This is a genomic window from Kitasatospora brasiliensis (assembly GCF_032654805.1).
GTDB lineage: Bacteria > Actinomycetota > Actinomycetes > Streptomycetales > Streptomycetaceae > Kitasatospora > Kitasatospora brasiliensis.
In genome coordinates, this window is record NZ_JAUOOW010000001.1 from 867168 (window position 1) to 886755 (window position 19588).

Genomic DNA, 19588 nt, shown 5'->3' on the forward strand with positions numbered 1-19588 from the left:
CATGGCAGACTCCTCACCTGCCATGCCTGCGGCCGAGTGGGGCCGCACCCGGGGACCGGGCCGCATGGCGGTAGTCAACAGGGGGATTTGAACTCATGTCACCGATATCCCGGCCGAGCCGTGCCGTCCTGGGCGCTTCCGTCGCCGCGCTGACCATGGTGGTCGCCACCGCCTGCGGGCCGGACAACGCCGACCCGGCCGTGACCGCGGCTCCCGCCGCCGACGCCGGCGCCAGTGCCAGTGCCACCGGCAAGCCGGGTGCGGCGCCGATCAAGCTTCCGACGCTCGAAGAGCTGAAGACCTGGAAGCTGGAGGACTGGGACAAGTGGGCCCAGGCGAACGTGATCACCCCGGCGGTCAAGGGCTACTGGACGCTCCAGAAGCTGCTGGAGGCCAAGCCGAAGCCGCTGCCGCAGCCCGCGCCGGACGCGACCCAGCCGCCCGCGCAGCCCACCAGCGCCGCACCGGCCACCAGCGCGCCCACCACCTCCCAGCCCACCGCGGCCCAGCCGGGCGGTTCGGACCAGCTGCCCGCGATGGTCCCGGCCAAGCCCGTGGCGCACCCCTTCCCGAAGAACATGCACGTCAACGGCAAGATCTTCTTCAAGGACGGCGGCGAGGACTACGTGTGCTCCGGCACCGTCGTCTCCGACCCGACCAACCCGGGCAAGAGCAACCTGGTGTGGACCGCCAGCCACTGCCTGCACGGCGGCAAGGGCAACAAGTACTACACCGACATCACCTTCGCCCCGGCCTTCAACAGCAACGGCGTGCTGAGCAACGGCAACCGCCAGGCCAAGCTGGAGGACGCCGAGCCGTACGGCGAGTGGCCCGCCACCTCCGGCATGGTCTCGCCGCAGTGGACCGCCGAGGCCGACCCGGAGAAGGGCGGCCCGTGGAGCCAGTACGACTTCGGCATCATCAAGGTCGCCAACCCGGCGGGCGGCAAGTCGCTGGAGGAGACCGTCGGCGGCTCCGTCCCGCTCTGGTTCAACGCCCCGCGTGACCAGGTCGGCAGCGTCAGCAACTACGGCTTCCCGGAGGGCAAGCCCTTCGACGGCGCCGAGCTGGAGCACTGCGACGGCGGCAAGCCGTCCAAGAAGGCCGCCGACCCGAGCCGCCCGGCGATGCTGCTGATCGGCTGCAACATGACCGGCGGCAGCAGCGGCGGCGGCTGGTACGCGACCAAGGACGGCAAGCCGGCGCTGGTCAGCGACACCTCGATCGGCAACGCCGCCAACACCTACGAGGCCGGTCCGTACCTGGAGGACGTGGCCCAGCACATGTTCGACTACTTCTCCAAGAAGGCCAAGTGACCTCCTGAGGAGGACCCCGGGGGCCGTGGCTTCGACAGCCGCGGCCCCGCGTCTTTTCCGCCACCCGGCCCGCTCCTCCTACAATCGGCCTCATCATGAGCGCCACACTCGTAGTCAAGGACCTCAGCGCCGGCCACGGCGAACGCATCCTCTTCTCCGGCCTGGACCTGGTGGTCGCCCCCGGCGACGTGATCGGCCTGGTCGGCGTGAACGGTGCCGGCAAGTCGACCCTGCTGCGGCTACTGGCCGGACTGGACACCCCCGAGGGCGGTTCGCTGCGGCTGAGCCCGGCGAGCGCCAACGTCGGCCACCTGCCGCAGGAGCCGGAGCGCCGCGAGGGCGAGTCGGTGCGCGACTTCCTGGCCCGCCGCACCGGCGTGTCGGCCGCCCAGGCCGCGCTGGACGAGGCCACCGAGGGCCTGGTCGAGGGCCGGGCGGGCGCCGACGACGCGTACGCCGTCAGCCTGGACCGCTGGCTGGACCTCGGCGGCGCCGACCTGGAGGAGCGGGCCGAGGAGGTCGCCGACTCGCTCGGGCTGAAGGTCTCGCTGGACCTGCCGATGACCACCCTGTCCGGCGGCCAGGCCGCCCGGGCCGGCCTCGCCTCGCTGCTGCTCTCCCGCTACGACCTCTTCCTGCTCGACGAGCCCACCAACGACCTCGACCTGGACGGCCTGGAGCGGCTGGAGGCCTTCGTCAAGGGCCTGCGCGCGGGCACCGTGCTGATCAGCCACGACCGCGAGTTCCTGGCCCGCACCGTCACCAAGGTGCTGGAGCTGGACCTGCACCAGCAGCAGGTCAACGTGTACGGCGGCGGCTACGAGGCGTACCTGGAGGAGCGGGCGGTGGCCCGTCGGCACGCCCGCGAGGAGTACGAGGAGTACGCCGACACCAAGTCCTCGCTGGAGGCCCGCGCCCGGATGCAGCGCGGCTGGATGGAGAACGGCGTGCGCAACGCCCGCCGCAAGTCCTCCGACAACGACAAGATCGGGCGCGCGATGCGCACCGAGTCCACCGAGAAGCAGGCCGCCAAGGCCCGGCAGACCCAGCGGATGATCGAGCGGCTGGACGTGATCGAGGAGCCCCGCAAGGAGTGGGAGCTGCGGATGGAGATCGCCACCGCGCCGCGCTCCGGCTCGGTGGTCGCCACCCTGCGCGGGGCGAGCGTGCGGCGCGGTGACTTCGCCTTCGGCCCGGTGGACCTCCAGATCGACTGGGCCGACCGGGTCGCCATCACCGGCGCCAACGGCGCGGGCAAGTCCACCCTGCTGGCCGCGCTGCTCGGCCGGCTGGAGCTCGACGGCGGCAGCGCCACGCTGGGCTCCGGCGTGGTGGTCGGCGAGGTGGACCAGGCGCGCGGCCTGTTCCTCGGCGGGGAGCCGCTGTCGGAGGCCTTCGCCGCCGCCGTGCCGGAGCTGGCGCCGGAGGAGGTGCGCACCCTGCTGGCCAAGTTCGGCCTCAAGGCGGCGCACGTGCTGCGCCCGGCCGACACCCTCTCCCCCGGCGAGCGCACCCGGGCCGCGCTGGCGCTGCTCCAGGCCCGCGGGGTCAACCTGCTGGTGCTGGACGAGCCCACCAACCATCTGGACCTGCCCGCGATCGAGCAGCTGGAGTCCGCGCTCGGCTCGTACACCGGCACCCTGCTGCTGGTCACCCACGACCGGCGGATGCTGGACACGGTGTCGGTGAACCGGCGGCTGGAGGTCCGGGACGGGCGGGTGCACGAGCTGTAGGCCTCCGACGGCCCTTCAGCGGCCCTCCCCGGCCCCTCCGGCGGCCCTCCGCCGGACCCGATTGGTCTCTACCTCTCGGTCTGAACCTCTTCCCGGGAGGAGTCGTCATGTGCTGTGCTGTCCGCCATGGTTGACAGCACAGACAGCGCCGTGGCGGAGACGTCCTACCCGACCGTCCCGCTCACCCCGATGACGGTGCCCGCCCACGAGGCCGAGGCCCGCGGCAGGTCCTTCCACGACGTGATGGCCCAGCGCCGGACCGTCCGCGACTACTCCACCCGCCCGATCCCGGACGGGGTGATCGAGTGGGCGGTCCGGACCGCGAGCACCGCGCCCAGCGGCGCCCACGTCCAGCCCTGGCGGTTCGTGGTGATCACCGACCCGGAGCGCAAGCGGCTGCTGCGCGAGGCGGCCGAGACGGAGGAGCGGGAGTTCTACGGCCACCGGGCCTCGGAGGAGTGGCTGGCCGCGCTCGCCCCGATCGGCACCGACTGGCGCAAGCCGTTCCTGGAGGACGCGCCGGCCGTGATCGTGGTGTTCGAGGTGCACAAGGGCCCCAACTCGCCGCGCCCGTACTACACCAAGGAGTCGGTGGGGATCGCGGTCGGGCTGCTGCTGGCCTCGCTGCACCAGGCCGGGCTGGCCACGCTGACCCACACGCCGAGCCCGATGAAGTTCCTCAACGAGGTGTGCGACCGCCCGGCGGAGGAGCGCGCGGCGTACGTGATCCCGGTCGGCTACCCGGCCGAGGGGGCGCGTGTGCCGGATCTGCGGCGCAAGGAGCTCGACGAGGTGATGGTCCGGCTCTGACGCGCCGGGGCGCGGCCGGGCGCGCCCTCCGTCGGGGGGACACCGGGTGCTGGCAGGTCCCGGCCAAGGACATAATCGCCGCCATGAGCCCAGCACAGCCACGGCCTCGTGGCCCCGCGCCGGCCACGGGCCCGGAGGCGGTGACGGTGACCCCCGGACGGCCGCCGGAGCGGCTGCGGCTGCCCGGCGGCCTCTGGCTCCGGCGCTGCCGCAGCAGCCACGCGGCGGCGCTCAACCAGGCCGTCCGCGCCGACCTGGACCATCTGCGGCCCTGGATGGCGTGGGCCGCCGAAGCCCCCTCCCGGGCGCAGACCGCCGAGCTGACCAGGGCCGGCGCCGCCGCCTGGGAGGCCGGCACCGACTTCATGTACGTGGCCGGCCTGGACGAGGAGCCCGGCCGGGTGATCGGCGCCTTCGGCCTGCACGGGCGGATCGGCCCGGGCGCGCTGGAGCTCGGCTACTGGGTCGCCGCCGGGCACATCGGCCGGGGCATCGCCACCGCCGCGGCCGGGGCGCTGACCGAAGCCGCGCTGGCGCTGCCCGGGATCACCCGGGTGGAGATCCGCTGCGACCTGGCGAACGTCGCCAGCGCGGCCGTCCCGCGCAAGCTCGGCTACCGGCTGGACCGGGTCGCCGAGGCCGCCGTCCGGGCTCCGGCCGAGACCGGACGGCAGCTGGTGTGGGTCATGGAGCGCTGAACGCCGCCCCCGAACCCCGCCCCCTGAGCGCGGTGCCTCAGTAGCGCGTGCCGGTCGCGGCCGGCAGCGCGTCCAGCTCGGCCAGGTCCGCCGCCGAGAGCTCGACCCCGGCCGCGCCCACGTTGTCCGCCAGGTAGCGCGGCGTCTTGGTGCCCGGGATCGGGAAGACGTACCGGCCCTGCGCCATCACCCAGGCCAGTGCGACCTGCGCGGGGCTGGCGCCGATCCGCTCGGCGACCGCCCGGACCTTCCCGACCAGCGCCAGGTTGGCGGCCAGCGCGTCCTGCTGGAAGCGCGGCAGCCGGCGGCGGAAGTCGTCGGCGGGCAGCTCGTCGACGGAGGTGATGCCGCCGGTCAGGAAGCCCCGGCCGAGCGGCGAGAACGGCAGGAAGGCGATGCCCTGCGACTCGGTGTACGGCAGCACGTCGGCCAGCACGTCCCGGGTCCACAGCGACAGCTCGGACTGCACCGAGGCCACCGGGTGCACGCTCTGCGCCCGCTTGATCTCCTCGACCGTCGCCTCGGAGAGGCCGATGCTCCGCGCCTTGCCCGCCGCGACGACCTCGGCGAACGCGCCCCAGGTCTCCTCGATCGGGACGTCCGGGTCGACCCGGTGCAGCTGGTAGAGGTCGACGTGGTCGGTGCCGAGCCGGCGCAGGCTCTCGTCGATCGAGCGGCGCACGTGCTCGGGCCGGCCGTTGCGCTCCTGCTGGCCCGCGCCGCCCGGCACGATGCCCACCTTGGTGGCCAGGAAGGCGCGCTCCCGGTACGGGCCGGCCAGCGCGGCGCCGACCACCTCCTCGTTGGTGTACGGGCCGTACATGTCGGCGGTGTCGATCAGGTCGACGCCGAGGTCGAGCGCCTGCCGGATGACCCGGACGGAGTTCTCGTCGTCCCGGTTCCGGACGTCGTACGCCCAGGTCATCCCCATGCAGCCGAGGCCGATGACGCCGATCTCGGGGCCGTTGGTGCCGAACGAAGCCTTGCGCATGACGGTGCTCCCATCGTGGGTGCCGCGGTCGGGCCGCGGCGCTGTCTGATCAACGCGTTCAGCTTTCACCTTGGAGTGCACTCAAGGTCAAGTCCCTTCAGAACAGGGGCGCAAGCGGGGCGTGCACTTCCGGTTTCACCACCGGGCCCGGAGCCCCCGCCGTCAACCCGCGTTGCCCACCACCGGCCCCTTCACCCGGTCGCCGCAGGTGACCGCCCGTCAAACCGGCGCGCGAGAGCCCGGGGGCGGACCTCCGCACCACCGGGCGCCACCCGGTCGGTCTTGGCAGCGGCCACGGCGACGGTCGACGCTCTGTGCACGGCAGATCATCGGCTCATCACCGCACCATCCGCCGCACCACCCGCCGTACCGCTCACCGGGGAGAAACCATGTCGCTCGTGCGCACCCGCGTCGCCGTCGTCGCTCTGCTCGCCGCCACCGCCACCGCCACCGCCACCGCGCTCAGCGTCCCGGCGCAGGCCGCCGCCAGCCGCTTCGACGACGGCAGCTTCGAGTACCCCAAGGCCCCGGCGAACTCCTTCCTCCCGAACCTGGGCGTCGGCCAGACCATCGGCCCGTGGCAGGTCGTCTCGGGCAACGTCGACCTGATCGGCGCGGGCTTCTGGCAGGCCGCCGAGGGCGACCAGTCGATCGACCTCAACGGCAACACCAGCGGCAGCATCGCCCAGACCTTCACCACCGCGCCCGGCACCACCTACACGGTGACGTACTCGCTGGCCGGCAACCCGGCGGGCGGGCCCGTGCTGCGGACCGGGTCGGCGCGGATCGACGGGCAGGACTTCCAGGACTTCAGCTTCGACGTCACCGGCAAGACGCGCGCCGCGATGGGCTACGTGGGACGGCAGTTCACCTTCGTCGCGCAGAACTCCACCACCACGCTGGGCTTCACCAGCACCGTGGGCGGGGCGTTCGGGCCGGTGATCGACAACGTCCAGGTGAAGGAGTGCAAGGCCTGCTGCGAGTGACCGGACGCGCCCCGCGCCGTCGCTCTCCCAACAGTTCCTAAAACCTGCCCTCGGTAAGGCTCCTGGGCCCGGGAAGTGCTTGACGTGCACAGCTGGTCTAGTCCAGTTTGATGCTCAGCACCGCGCTCCTCCCCCGCACCGGACCACCCCCAAGGCCGCCGCCCGCCCCGTGTCTCCCCCCTCGCGGCGCGGGCGGCCACCACGTCCCGAGAGGCAACCCCCACATGCCCAGCGCGCTCCAGCCTGCCCCCACGCACCTCCGCCCCGCCCGCCGGACCACCCTGCTGAGCCTCGCCGCGGCCACCGCGCTCGCCGCCGGCGGCCTGGCCGTCCTCGCCGGGAACGCCGGCGCCGCCGACGGCAACCTGCTCACCAACGGCGGTCTGGAGAGCGGCTCGCTCAGCCCCTGGAGCTGTTCCGCCGGGACCGGCAGTGTGGTCAACTCCGGCGCGCACAGCGGTACTTACGCCCTCAAGGGCGCGGTGAGCGCGAGCGACACCGCGCAGTGCGGCCAGACCGTCAGCGTCCAGCCCAACACCACCTACAGCCTCAGCGCCTGGGTGCAGGGCCAGTACGTCTACCTCGGCGCCACCGGCAGCGGCATCACCGACCCGGCCGTCTGGACCGCCGGCGGCCCCAACTGGAAGCAACTGTCCGCCAGTTTCACCACCGGCCCGGCCACCACCAGCGTCACCGTGTACCTGCACGGCTGGTACGGGCAGGGCGGCTACCTCGCCGACGACATCGCCCTGACCGGCCCCGGCGGCGGCAACCCCTCCACCCCGCCGCCGAGTTCGACCCCGCCGAGCCCGACCGGCACGCCCACTCCGGCACCCGATGTCGCACTGCCGGTCGCCCCGTACATCGACATGGGCGCCTGGCCCACCCCGTCGATGCCCGCCATGGCCAAGGCCGGCAGCCTCAAGGGCTACACGATGGGCTTCGTCACCGGCGTCGGCTGCAAGGCCAGCTGGTTCAACGCCTACGACCCGCGCACCGCCTGGGCCAAGGACCAGGTGGACGCGCTGCGCGCGGCAGGCGGCGACGTCAAGGTCTCCTTCGGCGGCGCCGCCGGCACCGAACTCGCCGCCGCCTGCACCACGGTGGACTCCCTGTTCGCCGAGTACGACGCCGTGGTGAACGCCTACAACCTGCGCTACGTCGACTTCGACATCGAGGGCGCGGCCATCGCCGACACCGCCTCCAACGACCGCCGCTCCGCCGCGCTCGCCAAGCTCCAGCAGGCCCACCCGGGGCTGAAGGTCTCCTTCACCCTGCCCGTGCTGCCCGAAGGCCTGACCGCCGAGGGCGTCGCCATCGTCAAGTCCGCCCGGGACGCCGGGGTTTCCGTCGACCTGGTCAACATCATGGCGATGGACTACTACCGGACCGGGACGGACTACGGCAACGCCGCCGTGCAGGCCGCCCAGTCGCTGTTCGGCCAGCTCAAGGCGCTCTATCCGGCGAAGACCGACGCCCGGCTGTGGGCCATGGTCGGCGTCACCCCGATGATCGGCGAGAACGACGACCACCAGATCTACAACCAGGCCGACGCCCAGCAGTTGGTGGACTTCGCCCGGCAGAACCACATCGGGATGCTCGCCTTCTGGGACGCCACCCGGGACGCCAACGCCTGCACCGGCGGCTCGCTGTCCAAGTGCACCAACATCCCGCAGCAGCCGTACGAGTTCGCGAAGATCATCGGCCAGTACGCGGGCTGAGCGCCCCGAGTGCCCGCCCCCGGTGCGGCTGTTCAGGTTTCGTAGCAGCCGCACCAGGGGGCGCGGAAGCCCAGCTGGTCCGGGTAGAGCTCGGCGGTGACGCGCTCGTCGTCCTCCAGCTCCTCGTCCTCGTCGTCCTCCTCCTCGATGACGAGCCCGAACAGCACGCCGTCGACCCGGACCTCGAACGGCGCGATCGCGATGCTCCGGTACTCCCGGCCGGGCAGGGCGTCGAGCCACTCCCCCAGCAGCAGCCGGGCGGCCTCGGGCTCCGCGCCCGTGGCCCGGATGCGCGAGTCGAGGTGCCGGCCGGCGGGGTCGAAGCGGTGCAGCGCCGCGTACCACTTCGCCTGGCCGACCGGGCAGGTGAACGAGGCGAAGAACTCGCCGCCCTGCCAGGCGCCGATGGTGCCGGTCCGCCCCTGCGGGTCGTGCCGGATCGGGATCAGGTCGGGAACGTTCATGGTCGAACCCTAGGGTCTGACCAGTGACAACGCCCCGACCGGCCCCCTCAGCGCCCGGTGGGCAGGTTGGCGCCGCCGGTGCAGTCGAGCACCACGCCCGTGACGAAGCCGTTGGCGGCCATCAGGTGGATCGCCCGCGCGACGTCCTCCGCCCGGCCGACCCGACCCACCGGGGTGGTGGCGGCGAGGCCCTCGAACAGCGCGGCCCGCTGCTCGGCCGGGACGCGGTCCCACCAGGGGGTGTCGATCACGCCGGGCGAGACCGCGTTGACCCGCAGCGGGGCGAGCTCGACGGCCAGCGGCGGGACCATCGCCTCCAGCGCGCCGTTGATGGCGGCCAGTCCGGCGGTGCCGGGGAAGGCGGCGCGGGCCGAGGCGGCGGTGATCAGGGTGACCGAACCGTCCTGGCGCAGGTGCGGCAGCGCCGCCTGGAGGACGCGCACCTGCGGCCAGAACTTGCCCTCGAAGCCGGCCGCCAGCTCGGCCAGGTCGAGCTGGGCGAACGGGCCGCTGCCGGCCGCGCCGCTCACCGCGACGACCAGGTGGTCGACGGTGCCGACCGTGGCGAAGAACTCGGCGAGGGCCGCCGGGTCGGCCGCGTCCAGCCGGCGACCTGCGGTCTTGCCGCCGATCCGGGCGACGGCGGCGTCCAGCCGGTCGCGGTCGCGGCCGGTGATGACGACCTCGGCACCGTCCGCGGCGAAGGCCGTGGCCGCCGCCTCGCCGATGCCGGAGCTGCCGCCCATCACGACGACGAGCTGACCGGCGAAGAGGTTTGACGCAGTGCTCATGGGGTGGGCCCTTCAGCTTGTCGAGACTAGCGGTTCCGGCAATGATGGTTGTCGAGACTGCTAGTCTTGTCAAGGGAGAGAGGGAGAACGATGAGCGAGACCGCGAACGTCGAGACCGCGAACGCCGGGGCCGCGAACGCCACGCGCCCCCACACCGGGCGCCGCCGCAACGAGGCCGCCCACCGGGCGATCCTCGACGCCGCGCTACGCCTGCTCGCCGAGTCCGACGGCACGCCCGTCACCGTCGACGCCATCGCCCGCGCGGCCGGCGTCGGCAAGCAGACCGTCTACCGCTGGTGGCCCTCCAAGGGCGCCGTCCTGCTCGACGCCCTCACCGACCGCGCCGACCGGGACGTCCAAGGCCCCGACACCGGCGACCTGCGCACCGACCTGCACGCCTTCATCACCACCACCTTCGACGCCGCCCAGCGCGACACCACCGCCTCCGCGCTGCGCACCGTCGTCCGCGAGGCCGCCCGCGACCCGCACCTCGCCGACCTGATGCGGGACTTCACCGCCACCCGCCGCGCCGCGCTGCGCGACCTCCTCACCAAGGGGCGCGAGCGCGGCGAACTCGCCGGGGACGCCGACCTGGACCTCATCGCGGACCAGGTCTACGGGGTGTTCTGGTACCGCTTCCTGCTCGGGCACGGCGCCCTGGACACGGACACCGCCGAACGGCTCGCCGACTCGCTGACCAGGGGGAACGCCGCTCGCTGACGCTAGGGACGCCGCCCGCGCAGCAGGGGTAGGTAGACCTCGTCCACGATCTCCACCAGGACGTCGTCCGGCGCCGTCGGCACCCCGCGCACCACGAACTCGTTGCGCAGCAGCACCACCGCCACGGTCGCCACCCGGGGGCGCAGCACCTCGGGGGCCAGCTCACCCCGGGCGACCGCGCGCCCCAGGACGGTGAGCCAGGGCGCGGCCGCCGCGTCGCCGGACTGGTCCTGCAACTGCGCCAGGAACTCCGTCGCGCCGCCGGCCGCGGCCAGCAGTTCGCGCAGGACGGCGCCCAGCGGGGAGCTCCAGTGGCGGTTCGCCTGGCGCAGCAACTCCAGTGCGTCGCCCCGCAGTTCACCGGTGTCGGGGAGCGGGGCGGTCTTCGCGAGCTGCTTGTACGCGGCGATGCCGAGGGCCAGCCGGTTGGGCCAGCGGCGGTAGATGGCGTTCTTGTTGGTGCCGGCGCGGGCGGCGACCCGGTCCATGGTCAGCCCGGCGTACCCGCCCTCGGTCAGTTCCTCGACCGCTGCCCGCAGGATCGCCTCCTCCAGCGCCGCCCCGCGCCGCCGCGTCTGCCCGGCCATGCCGCCGCCCTCTCCGTAGCCCTTCGACCCATCCTTCTTGCCGCGGCCGATCCCAGGCAACTAAGGTACTGGCCGTACCGTAAGTTCCCTCTCGCCGGAAAGGCGGAAGAACGTGCGCACCAAGGGAATCAGCTATGACACCGGCTTCCTGAGGAACGGGACGTACTCCCGAGCCCGGTTCGATCCCGAGGTGGTCGAGCGCGAGCTGCGGATCATCCGGGACGAGCTGCACTGCACCGCCGTCCGCGTCATGGGCGGTGATCCGGAGCGGATCGAACTCGCCGCCGGGTACGCCGCCGACCTCGGCCTGGAGGTCTGGTTCTCGCCCTACCCGCTGGAGCGGAGCACCGACGAGATGCTGAAGCTCTTCACCGACTGCGCCGAGCGGGCGGAGCGGCTGCGGCGGCGCGGGGCCGAGGTGGTGTTCGTGGCCGGCGCCGAACTCAGCCTGATGAACCCGGGGTTCCTGCCCGGCGCCGACACGGCGGAACGGGTCGCCCTGCTCGCCCGGCCCGAGCGGGTGCGCGAGCACCTCGGCGCGGTCAGCGGCCGGGTCAACGCGTTCCTCGGCCGGGCGGTGGCCGCCGTCCGCGAGCGGTTCGGCGGGCGCGTCACCTACGCGGCGGTGCCGCTGGAACGGGTGGACTGGGAGCCCTTCGACCTGGTCTCGCTCGATCTGTACCGCTCCGCCGAGATCGCCGACCGCTTCGCCGAGGGCGTCCGCGGCCTGACCGCCCAGGGCAAGCCGGTCGCCATCACCGAGTTCGGCTCCGCCGGCTACCGCGGCGCCGGCGACCGGGGCGCGCTGGGCCTGGACGCCGTCGAGTACGACGACCACGGCCCGGTCCGCCTGGACGGCGTCTACCAGCGCGACGAGGCCGGGCAGGCCGCCTACCTGCGCGAACTGCTGGAGGCCTTCGACGCCGGCGGCATCGACGCCGCGTTCGTCTTCACCTTCGCCCTCTACGACCACGTCCACCGCCCGGACGGCGACCCCTGCGAGGACCTCGACCTCGCCAGCTACGGCATCGTCAAGACCTACGAGGACCGCTCGGGCAGCACCTACCCGGGCGTCCCCTGGGATCCGAAGGAAGCTTTCTTCACCCTCGCCGAGTACTACCGCAGCCACTGACCGGCCTCGCCCTCGCGCAGGAAGTCGGCCGGGCCGACTTCCTGCGCGGCGCCCTCACGCGGCGCCCGGCCGGCGGCGGCGGTGGTAGGCCCAGGCGAGGGCGAGGGTGATCGGGCCCCAGAACATCGCCGTCGAGGTGCAGATCCGGCCCAGCGCCAGCCACCAGCCGTTGCGGTAGCCGACCTCCTCGAACACGCCCAGCCAGGCCAGCGGCATGCCGCCGAAGAGGGCCACCAGGACCAGCCCGCCGAGCACCGCCGGGACGAGCGCCGCGAGCGGTGGCACCCGGCGGCCGCGCAGCCCGGGCACCCAGCGCGGGAACACCTCCCCCCAGCCGCTGACCAGCCCCAGGGTCAGGATCGTCAGCGCCTCGGTGAGGACACTCAGCCCGATCACGTACGGGGCGTCCCACCAGACGTACGCCGGGGCGCGGGGGTCCACCGTCCCCATCGGGAAGTCGAACGCGAACGGCAGCCGCCACAAGCAGTGCGGCAGCACCACGAAGGGAAGGGCCTTGGCGAGCCGCAGGGCCCACCGGGGGACGGGGCGTTCGGTGTCGCCCACCGGAATGTTCATCAGCATGGGTCCACCGTCCCGGACCCCGCCCCCGCCCCGCGTCCACCGCGTGGACCCTCCCGCTCCCCCGCGCGGGCGAACCGCGCGTCATCCGGGCGGCGGAGGCGCGGCCGTCAGCCCTTGGCACCCAGGCCGTAGGCGGTCGCCAGCAGCCCGAGGGCGTACGGGGTCTCGGCGCCGTTCAGCGAGGTCGGGTCGACCGAGTACACGACCGTGCGGGAGAGGTCGCGCGTGGCGAAGACGCCGCTGGTGGAGCCGGGCCGGCTGCCGGTCTTGCCCCAGGCCTCGATGCCCCCGGCCGCGAGACGCACGAGCCCCATGCTCATGCACGCCTTGCCGTCCGGGCAGTAGCTCTTGCCCGCGGCCATGGGCACGTCCGGCACGGTGAACAGCTTCTCCTGCTGGGCCGGCGGGAGCAGGCGGCCCCGGAACAGCGCGGTCATGAAGCGCTCCAGGTCGGGGGCGCTGGAGATCATGCCGCCCTCGGCCCACGGCCACGGGCTCTGCTCGGTCACGTCCACCCGGTGCGAGCCGCCGTCGGCGTCCGGGACGGTCAGGTACGGGTGGCTCGCGGGGTGCCGCAGCCGCGGGTCGTCGCCGTCCGGGAGGGAGGTGTCGTGCAGGCCGAGCGGGCGGATGATCCGATCGCGCAGCTCGTCGGCGTAGCGGTGGCCGGTCACCTTCTCGACGACCAGCCCGGCGACGAAGGTGTTCATCCCCAGGTACTGCTGCTCGGTGCCGGGGGTGAACGTCAGGGGCTGACCGGCCATCGAGGCGACGATCCCCTCCACGGAGGGCCAGTCGAACTTGTGCTGCTCGAACCAACCGGTGGTGCCGTCGCCCCAGGCGTCGTTGGAGCCGCCCGGCAGACCGCTGGTGTGGTTGAGCAACTGCCCCACCGTGACGGCCTCGTACGGGAAGTCCGGGAGGTAGCGCTTGACGCTGCCGTCGAGGTCGATCCGGCCCTCGGCGGCGAGCTGGAGGACCACGGTGGCGGTGAAGACCTTCGAGATCGACCCGATCCGGAACCTGCCCTGCGGGTCCACGGCCATCCCGGCCTCCGCCGAGGAGCCCTCGAACCGCCCCGCCGAACCGGTGACCCGCAGGAACCCGGCGGAGACGTCGGCGGCGGGCCGCCGGTCGAGAGCCGAACGGATCGCCGCCGGGTCCAGCGGCGGCAGCGCGAACGGGCTCGCCGAGACCGAGGCCGAAGCCGAGGCCGCAGCTGAAGCCGAAGCCGAAGCAGGGGGCGCTGCGAGGGCGGGCGCCGCGCCCGCCCCGACCGTCAGCGCGGCCGCCAGGGCGGTGGCGGCGAGGACGGTCCAACGGGTGCGGCTCTTCTGCGCGTTCATATGCGGTCCGGCTCCAGACTGGTCGTCGTCCGAGCCGGTGCTTTCCGGCCCGGCGACGAGTCTTCCGGCCGTGCCCGCGTGGGACATCAGGGGCGGAGCGGCGCCGCTCCCTGATTTCGCGTCAGGGTTCCCCCGGAGAGGAACGGAGCGGGAAGTCGGCCCGGCCGACTTCCCGCGCACGACGCCACGGTCAGAGGCCCAGCGCCTCGGCCGCCAGCGCCGTCCCCTCCACGCGGGCCCTGATCTTGGCGAAGGCGGTCTCGCGCGAGGTGGAGACGTCGTCGGCGAACGGGGCGAAGCCGCTGTCGTCGCAGGTCCCCAGCCGGTCCGCGGGCAGGTGACGGGCGGCGGCCAGCACCCGGTCGCGCACCTGCTCGGCAGTCTCCACGACCGGGTCGATCGGGTCGATGACGCCGACGAACACCCGCGCGTCGGCGGGGAGTTGTTCCGCCACGACGGTCAGGACGCGGTCCGGCTCGGCCTCGCCCGCCATGGAGAGGTAGAAGTTGCCCACCGCGAGCTTGAACAACTCGGGCAGCAGCTCCGCGTAGTCGATGTCGAGGCTGTGGGTGGAGCCCTGGTCGGCGCCGGGGTCGGCATGGACGCCGATCCGGGCGCGCTCGGCCTTGCTGAACCGCTCCAGCACCCGGTTGTCGAGAGCGACGAGGTCGCGGAGCAACCCGCCGCTCGGGTCGAGCTTCAACGACAACCGCGCCTCGGTGAAGTCGAGTTGCACGACGTGCGCGCCCGCGTCGAGGCAGCCCCGGATGTCCGCTTCCGCACCGGCGACGAGGTCGTCCAGGAACGTCTCGCGCGAGTACCCGGAGATGCCGTCCGCCGGGTAGAGCAGGCTGAGCAGCGACGGCGCCACGACCGACTGCTTCACGGGTACCGTCGCCGACTTCTGCGCGGACCGGAGGTACTGATCGGCGTGCGCGCGGTAGCGGAAGGGGCCGGACGTCAGGCGCGGAAACGTCCGGATGTGCCCGTCGGCGAACGGGATGACGAAGCCGTCGTCGGCCAGGTTGTCGGCCCCGGCGATCGGATAGGTGTAGGCACTGGGCTTGGCCTGGTCGCCGTCGGTGACGACCGGCGAGCCGAGGGACTCCAGCCGCGCGATGGTGTCCTGGACGGCCCGCTGCCGGATCTCCGCGAACTCCGCGTCGTGGATCCGGCCTGCGGCATGGCCGGCTGTGGCGGAGAGGAGTTCCTGGGGACGAGGAACACTGCCGATGAGTTCGGAGGGGATGCTCATGGCGGCAGCGTAGAAACACGAGCGGGCCGGGCGGTGGAGGTGATCGGAACTGCCCCCGATCACACTCCATAAGGCCAAGACAGCACGCGAAGTCGGCTCGCCCCGGACAAACTCAGACCGTACCGGTCACTCCGTTGAACGGGACCCGCGAGGCCCTCAAGACTGCCCCGACGCTGTGCCGTGACTCCCGGGAGGTCGGGGAATGCGCTCGCCGGAGGCCCCTCCCCCGATCCGCCAGGCCGTGATCCTCGCGGGCGGGCGCGGCACCCGGCTCGCCCCGCACACGGACCTGCGACCCAAGGCGATGGTCGAGGTACGCGGCACGCCGCTGCTGCGCCACCAGCTCGACTGGTTCGCCGAAGCGGGCGTGGAGACGGTGGTCGTCTCGGCGGGCTACCGCGCGCAGGTGATCACCGACTACCTGCGTACGGCGGCCCTGCCCGTCCGCGCCATCGTGGTCGTGGAGGACCACCCGCTCGGCCGGGGCGGCGGGCTGAAGCTCGCCGCCCGCGCGCTTCCGGCGCCCCGGGAGCCGTGGTTCGCCGCCTACGGCGACATCTGGTCCGACCTCCCGCTCACCGCGCTGGGCACCCACCACGTGCGGGGCAGCGCCCTGGCCACCGTCGCCCTGGTCCCGGCCCGACTGCCCCGAGGCAGCGTCGTCTGTGACGGGTCGGGGAGGGTCGTCGACCTCGCCGCGCCGTCCGGCCGCGCGGTCAACGGCGGCGTCTACGCCTTCGCCCCCGCCGTCGTCCCGCTGCTGCCGGACCGGGGGGACCACGCCGACACCACCCTCCCCCACCTCGTACGGCTGCGGCAGCTGGCGGGCCACCCCGCCGAAGGCTTCTGGCGAGCGGTGAACACCCCGGGCGACCTACGGGAGCTACGGGCCCACCCGGCCTCGGTGAGGCCGTAGTTGATCGTGCCGCCTGTTAGCGTGGACGGATGGATGATCTTGGACTCGTGGTGTGGCCGCCCGCGCCGATCAGGACCGAGAGGCTCGTGCTCCGCGAGCCCGAGGCCCGGGACAGAGCGGCGTTCGTGGAGTTGCTCGCCTCGCCGGAGGTGCACACCTACCTCGGCGGCCCCCGGGCGCGGGGCGAGCTGGAGCGCGAGCTGCCCGAGGTGCCCGAGCGGTGGCCCGGAAGCTTCGTCGTCGAGCTCGACGGGCGGATGATCGGCCAGATCCTGCTCCGGAGGGCGACGGGGCACCGCCGCCCGGCAGCAGCCGAGAGGCTCGATCTCGGCTACCTGTTCCTGCCGCAGGCCTGGGGATTCGGCTACGCCACCGAGGCGTGCGCGGCGGCACTCGACTGGCTCGACGGCGTCCTGCCGGGCGAGCCGGTGGTGCTCACCACCCAGAGCGCCAACGCCGGCTCGATGCGGCTCGCGGCGAAGCTGGGGTTCGGGGAGGTGGAGCGGTTCGAGGCGTGGGACGCCGAGCAGTGGCTCGGCCTGCGGCCCGCCCGTTAGGGCCCGGCGCTTCCCGAGCAGAGTGATTCGAAGTCGTCCTGCTGGTCCGCCAGTTGCTGCTGGTCGTCGGCTACCTTCTGGTTGGCGTCGCCCAACTCCGCGCGCAGCTCGGCAATCGCGGCAGGGTCGGGATCGGGCTGGCTGGTGAGGTCGTCCAGCTGGTTCTGGAGATGCCTGACCGCCGCCGAGTCCCGGGCGAGCATGGCCCTGGTGTCGGCCATCAGGTTCCGCAGTTCGGCGCAGCGGGCATCGGCGGCCGGGGACATGGCCTCTCCTTCGCGCTCGGGCGGCGCAGAGCGCACCGCGTCTCCATGATGGCGCCCGGGAGTGCGGGCCGCATCCGCAGGCCCGGAAGCAGGAAGGGAGTGGGAAGTCGGATGGGCCGACTTCCCACTCCTGGGGGTTTACGGGGTCGCGGGGCTATCGCGGGGTTCAGGGGGCACCGGGAAGGGTGAGGTCCAGCTCCGACCAGACGGTCTTGGAGTCGGGGAAGCGCGGGATGGTGCCCCAGCGGTCCGAGAGGGCGTCGATGAGGGTGAGGCCGCGACCGGACTGGGAGTTGGGGCGGAGCTTGACGGGCAGGGCGGGAAGCCTGTCACACCGGGGGTCGCTGATTTCGATGCGCAGGGTAGCACCCCGGCGCACGAAAGTAGTGAGAGAGAGGTGGAAGTCAAATCCACGCCCCGGAACACGTCCGTGCGTGATCGCGTTCGCGGCAAGCTCCGTGACGATCAGGAGCGCGCCGTGGAAACGCTCGGTGTGCGTGGAGTCCAGCTCCCAGTCCGTAAGTTGACGCCTCGCCAGACGTCGACAGATGGCCGCGCCCTTGGGGGTGGCGGGGAGGCTGGTGGTGCTGGACCGGGGTTTGCCGAGGGGGATTTCGGTCGTCATGGGAGATAAGCGTGGTGGACGGGAAGTACTCTGACCATGCATTCGGCAGGTACGGAGAGTGTCTGTACGGGTGCGGAAAGCTTTCGTGTGGCTCAAGCGCAAGAGGGTGATCGCGATGGGTGTGGCGACGGGCAACGGGTCGGGCAACGACGACGTGCGGACGGAGACGCCGGAGGACCTGGCGGAGGTCTCGGACTTCTTCCGCGCGCTCGGCAAGCAGATCAAGATCCTGCGGGAGCAGGCCGGAATGACGCAGAAGCAGCTCGGCGATCACGTCGGCTACACGGAACAGATGATCAGCGCGGTGGAGCGCGGGGTTCGGACGCCGCAGCCTGAACTGCTGATCGCGCTGGACAGGATCCTCCGCGCCAATGGCCTGTTGGCCGTAGCGGCGGACGACGTGATCAAGGCGCGAGACAAGGCCCGCATCCGGCATCCGGCCTGGTTCCGGGGCTACGTCGAGCTGGAGCCCGTGGCGGTCGAGATCCACGAGCACAGCATGTATCTCATCCCAGGCCTCTTGCAGACCGAAGCACATATGCGGGCCCTGTACGGGATGAGGCAGCCCCTGCTGACCGAAGAAGTCATCGACGAGCGAGTGGTGTCGAGGCTCTCCCGCCAGGTGGTCCTGACCCGATGGCCGCGTGCGATCTTCAGCTGGGTCATCGACGAGAGCGTCCTTCTTCGACCCCTGGGTGGCCGGGAGGTTCACGAAGAACAGCTGCGCCGCCTGCTGGAGGTGGGGCGGATGCGGGGGATGGCCATCCAGGTCATGCCGCTGAGCAGGAGTGAGCACGCCGGGCTGGGAGGCCCGTTCCACCTGATCACTCCCAAGGGGCGTCCACAGATGGGATACATCGAGGCACAACAGAGCAGTCGTCTGATCACGGACCAGGAGGAAGTCCGTATCATGAACGCACGCTACGGCGCTCTCAGGGCTCAGGCTCATACGCCGGAAGAGTCCATGACCTTGATCGAGAAGATGCTGGGAGAACGATGAACACGAAGCTGGCGTGGATCAAGAGCAGCTACAGCAGCAACGAGGGCGGCGCCTGCGTCGAGGTGGCCAAGACCCCCGGCGCCGTCCACATCCGTGACTCCAAGGACAAGAGCGGCCCCCAGCTGGCCGTCGACCCCACCGCCTGGGCGGCGTTCGTGAAGTACGCCGCCACCGCGAAGGTCTGACCAAACAGAGCCTCCTCAACGGCCCACCGTCTTCCCGGCGGCGGGCCGTTGGCGTACCGTCACGAGACATGGAACTCGCCTGGTTCAAGAGCAGCCACAGCACCAACGAGGACCCCGCGTGCGTCGAAGTCGCCTGGCGCAAGAGCAGTTACAGCAGCAACGAAGGTGGCCAGTGCGTCGAGGTCGCCGAGACCTCAACCACCGTCCACGTCCGCGACTCCAAGGACAAGGCCGGCCCCCAGCTCGCCTTCTCCCCCACCGCCTGGCAGGCGTTCATCGCCTTCGCCGCCACCACCCCCGGCGCCGCTTAAACCCGACAGATTCACGCTGTACGGGCGGCGGTCCGTTCGGCGCGCTTGGCGAAGACCTTCTCCCGCCGGTCAGCGGTCTGCTTCATCATCCGCTTGCGGTCGCGCGCGGAGAGCCGGTCGATGTACAGCCCGCCGTTCAGATGGTCGGTCTCGTGCTGGAGGCAGCGGGCGAAGTAGCCGATGCCCTCGATCACCACCGCCTCGCCGTACTGGTCGACGCCGTGCACCACGGCCCGGGCCGGCCGCGCGAGCTTCGTGTTGGCCCCCGGCACGGACAGGCAGCCTTCGATCTCCTCGATCAGCTCCCGCCCCGGCTCCTGTTCCTCCACCACCGGGTTGAGCACGTGCCCGGTGTGCCGGACGCCGTCGTCGTCGACGCAGTCGTAGACGAACAGCCGCAGGTCCACGTCCACCTGGTTGGCTGCCAGCCCGCACCCCTCGGCCACCTCCATGGTGACGAACATGTCCGCGATGAGCCGTTCCAGCCATTCGCTGCCGAAGTCCTCCTCGCCCGCCGTCCGGCAGGTGCGGCGCAGGATCTCCTCCCCCACCTCGGTGATCCGCAGGACGGTCGGCCGTTCACGCAGCTCGGACAC

Annotated in this window: 23 protein-coding genes; 13 read left to right on the forward strand and 10 right to left on the reverse strand. The window is 72.3% G+C overall.

Annotated elements, in window-relative coordinates; translation table 11 throughout:
• Positions 1–95 precede the first annotated feature (95 nt).
• The 4 genes from QWJ13_RS03930 to QWJ13_RS03945 all read left to right on the forward strand — a co-directional run bounded on the left by QWJ13_RS03930 (position 96) and on the right by QWJ13_RS03945 (position 4557).
• Positions 96–1316: a trypsin-like serine peptidase gene (locus QWJ13_RS03930; protein WP_316520493.1), complete on the forward strand. Its 1221-nt coding sequence runs from the start codon at positions 96–98 to the stop codon at positions 1314–1316.
• Positions 1317–1411: 95 nt separating this feature from the next.
• Positions 1412–3049: an ABC-F family ATP-binding cassette domain-containing protein gene (locus QWJ13_RS03935; RefSeq protein WP_316520494.1), complete on the forward strand. Its 1638-nt coding sequence runs from the start codon at positions 1412–1414 to the stop codon at positions 3047–3049.
• Between the two features lie 126 nt (positions 3050–3175).
• Positions 3176–3859 carry a nitroreductase family protein gene (locus QWJ13_RS03940; RefSeq protein WP_316520495.1) on the forward strand — a complete coding sequence of 228 codons (684 nt, stop codon included), beginning with the start codon at positions 3176–3178 and terminating at the stop codon, positions 3857–3859.
• Between the two features lie 146 nt (positions 3860–4005).
• A complete protein-coding gene (locus tag QWJ13_RS03945) occupies positions 4006–4557 on the forward strand; it encodes a GNAT family N-acetyltransferase (RefSeq protein WP_316520496.1) in 552 nt (183 codons plus the stop codon).
• 37 nt (positions 4558–4594) lie between these two features.
• Here QWJ13_RS03945 and QWJ13_RS03950 read toward each other — a convergent pair whose 3' ends face one another.
• Positions 4595–5548 (reverse strand): aldo/keto reductase, encoded by a 954-nt coding sequence (locus tag QWJ13_RS03950; RefSeq protein ID WP_316520497.1) that lies wholly within the window; start codon positions 5546–5548, stop codon positions 4595–4597.
• A 389-nt stretch (positions 5549–5937) separates the two neighbouring features.
• Here QWJ13_RS03950 and QWJ13_RS03955 point away from each other — a divergent pair, with 389 nt between their 5' ends.
• Both QWJ13_RS03955 and QWJ13_RS03960 read left to right on the forward strand, forming a co-directional pair.
• Positions 5938–6534 carry a choice-of-anchor C family protein gene (locus QWJ13_RS03955; RefSeq protein ID WP_316520498.1) on the forward strand — a complete coding sequence of 199 codons (597 nt, stop codon included), beginning with the start codon at positions 5938–5940 and terminating at the stop codon, positions 6532–6534.
• A gap of 224 nt (positions 6535–6758) precedes the next feature.
• The gene (locus tag QWJ13_RS03960) at positions 6759–8255 is read left to right on the forward strand and encodes a carbohydrate binding domain-containing protein (RefSeq protein ID WP_316520499.1); all 1497 of its coding nucleotides are present in this window, start codon (positions 6759–6761) and stop codon (positions 8253–8255) included.
• 32 nt (positions 8256–8287) lie between these two features.
• Here QWJ13_RS03960 and QWJ13_RS03965 read toward each other — a convergent pair whose 3' ends face one another.
• Both QWJ13_RS03965 and QWJ13_RS03970 read right to left on the reverse strand, forming a co-directional pair.
• Positions 8288–8719 carry a hypothetical protein gene (locus tag QWJ13_RS03965; protein WP_316520501.1) on the reverse strand — a complete coding sequence of 144 codons (432 nt, stop codon included), beginning with the start codon at positions 8717–8719 and terminating at the stop codon, positions 8288–8290.
• A gap of 47 nt (positions 8720–8766) precedes the next feature.
• Positions 8767–9510: an SDR family oxidoreductase gene (locus QWJ13_RS03970; protein ID WP_316520502.1), complete on the reverse strand. Its 744-nt coding sequence runs from the start codon at positions 9508–9510 to the stop codon at positions 8767–8769.
• 90 nt (positions 9511–9600) lie between these two features.
• On the opposite strand from QWJ13_RS03970, the gene QWJ13_RS03975 reads away from it, so the two are divergent.
• Positions 9601–10230, forward strand: coding sequence for a TetR/AcrR family transcriptional regulator (locus QWJ13_RS03975; protein ID WP_316520504.1), 630 nt, complete (start codon positions 9601–9603; stop codon positions 10228–10230).
• A 2-nt stretch (positions 10231–10232) separates the two neighbouring features.
• Here QWJ13_RS03975 and QWJ13_RS03980 read toward each other — a convergent pair whose 3' ends face one another.
• Positions 10233–10817 carry a TetR/AcrR family transcriptional regulator gene (locus QWJ13_RS03980; protein WP_316520506.1) on the reverse strand — a complete coding sequence of 195 codons (585 nt, stop codon included), beginning with the start codon at positions 10815–10817 and terminating at the stop codon, positions 10233–10235.
• 112 nt (positions 10818–10929) lie between these two features.
• Between QWJ13_RS03980 and QWJ13_RS03985 the strand changes: the two genes are divergently transcribed.
• The gene (locus QWJ13_RS03985) at positions 10930–11949 is read left to right on the forward strand and encodes a glycoside hydrolase family 113 protein (RefSeq protein ID WP_316520507.1); all 1020 of its coding nucleotides are present in this window, start codon (positions 10930–10932) and stop codon (positions 11947–11949) included.
• Positions 11950–12003: 54 nt separating this feature from the next.
• On the opposite strand, the gene QWJ13_RS03990 is transcribed toward QWJ13_RS03985, so the two are convergent.
• The 3 genes from QWJ13_RS03990 to QWJ13_RS04000 form a co-directional block, all read right to left on the reverse strand.
• Complete coding sequence (locus QWJ13_RS03990; RefSeq protein WP_316520509.1) at positions 12004–12531, reverse strand: hypothetical protein; 528 nt, start codon at positions 12529–12531, stop codon at positions 12004–12006.
• A gap of 107 nt (positions 12532–12638) precedes the next feature.
• A complete protein-coding gene (locus QWJ13_RS03995) occupies positions 12639–13877 on the reverse strand; it encodes a serine hydrolase domain-containing protein (protein WP_316520510.1) in 1239 nt (412 codons plus the stop codon).
• A 190-nt stretch (positions 13878–14067) separates the two neighbouring features.
• A complete protein-coding gene (locus tag QWJ13_RS04000) occupies positions 14068–15132 on the reverse strand; it encodes a uroporphyrinogen decarboxylase/cobalamine-independent methonine synthase family protein (RefSeq protein WP_316520512.1) in 1065 nt (354 codons plus the stop codon).
• A 202-nt stretch (positions 15133–15334) separates the two neighbouring features.
• On the opposite strand from QWJ13_RS04000, the gene QWJ13_RS04005 reads away from it, so the two are divergent.
• Entirely contained in the window at positions 15335–16048 is a 714-nt protein-coding gene (locus QWJ13_RS04005) for a nucleotidyltransferase family protein (RefSeq protein ID WP_316520513.1), read from the forward strand.
• A 29-nt stretch (positions 16049–16077) separates the two neighbouring features.
• Positions 16078–16605, forward strand: a complete 528-nt coding sequence (locus QWJ13_RS04010; RefSeq protein ID WP_316520515.1) for a GNAT family N-acetyltransferase — start codon at positions 16078–16080, stop codon at positions 16603–16605.
• Here the strand turns inward: QWJ13_RS04010 and QWJ13_RS04015 are convergent.
• A complete protein-coding gene (locus QWJ13_RS04015) occupies positions 16602–16871 on the reverse strand; it encodes a hypothetical protein (protein WP_316520516.1) in 270 nt (89 codons plus the stop codon). The genes QWJ13_RS04010 and QWJ13_RS04015 overlap by 4 nt on opposite strands.
• A gap of 166 nt (positions 16872–17037) precedes the next feature.
• On the reverse strand, positions 17038–17496 hold the full coding sequence (locus QWJ13_RS04020) for an ATP-binding protein (RefSeq protein WP_316520518.1): 459 nt from the start codon (positions 17494–17496) through the stop codon (positions 17038–17040).
• 115 nt (positions 17497–17611) lie between these two features.
• On the opposite strand from QWJ13_RS04020, the gene QWJ13_RS04025 reads away from it, so the two are divergent.
• From QWJ13_RS04025 to QWJ13_RS04035, 3 genes are all read left to right on the forward strand, one after another.
• Positions 17612–18496 carry a helix-turn-helix domain-containing protein gene (locus tag QWJ13_RS04025; RefSeq protein ID WP_432277448.1) on the forward strand — a complete coding sequence of 295 codons (885 nt, stop codon included), beginning with the start codon at positions 17612–17614 and terminating at the stop codon, positions 18494–18496.
• Positions 18493–18681 carry a DUF397 domain-containing protein gene (locus tag QWJ13_RS04030; RefSeq protein WP_316520521.1) on the forward strand — a complete coding sequence of 63 codons (189 nt, stop codon included), beginning with the start codon at positions 18493–18495 and terminating at the stop codon, positions 18679–18681. The genes QWJ13_RS04025 and QWJ13_RS04030 overlap by 4 nt, the downstream gene beginning before the upstream one ends.
• A gap of 68 nt (positions 18682–18749) precedes the next feature.
• Positions 18750–18992: a DUF397 domain-containing protein gene (locus QWJ13_RS04035; RefSeq protein WP_316520522.1), complete on the forward strand. Its 243-nt coding sequence runs from the start codon at positions 18750–18752 to the stop codon at positions 18990–18992.
• Between the two features lie 11 nt (positions 18993–19003).
• On the opposite strand, the gene def is transcribed toward QWJ13_RS04035, so the two are convergent.
• Entirely contained in the window at positions 19004–19588 is a 585-nt protein-coding gene (gene def, locus QWJ13_RS04040) for a peptide deformylase (protein ID WP_316520524.1), read from the reverse strand.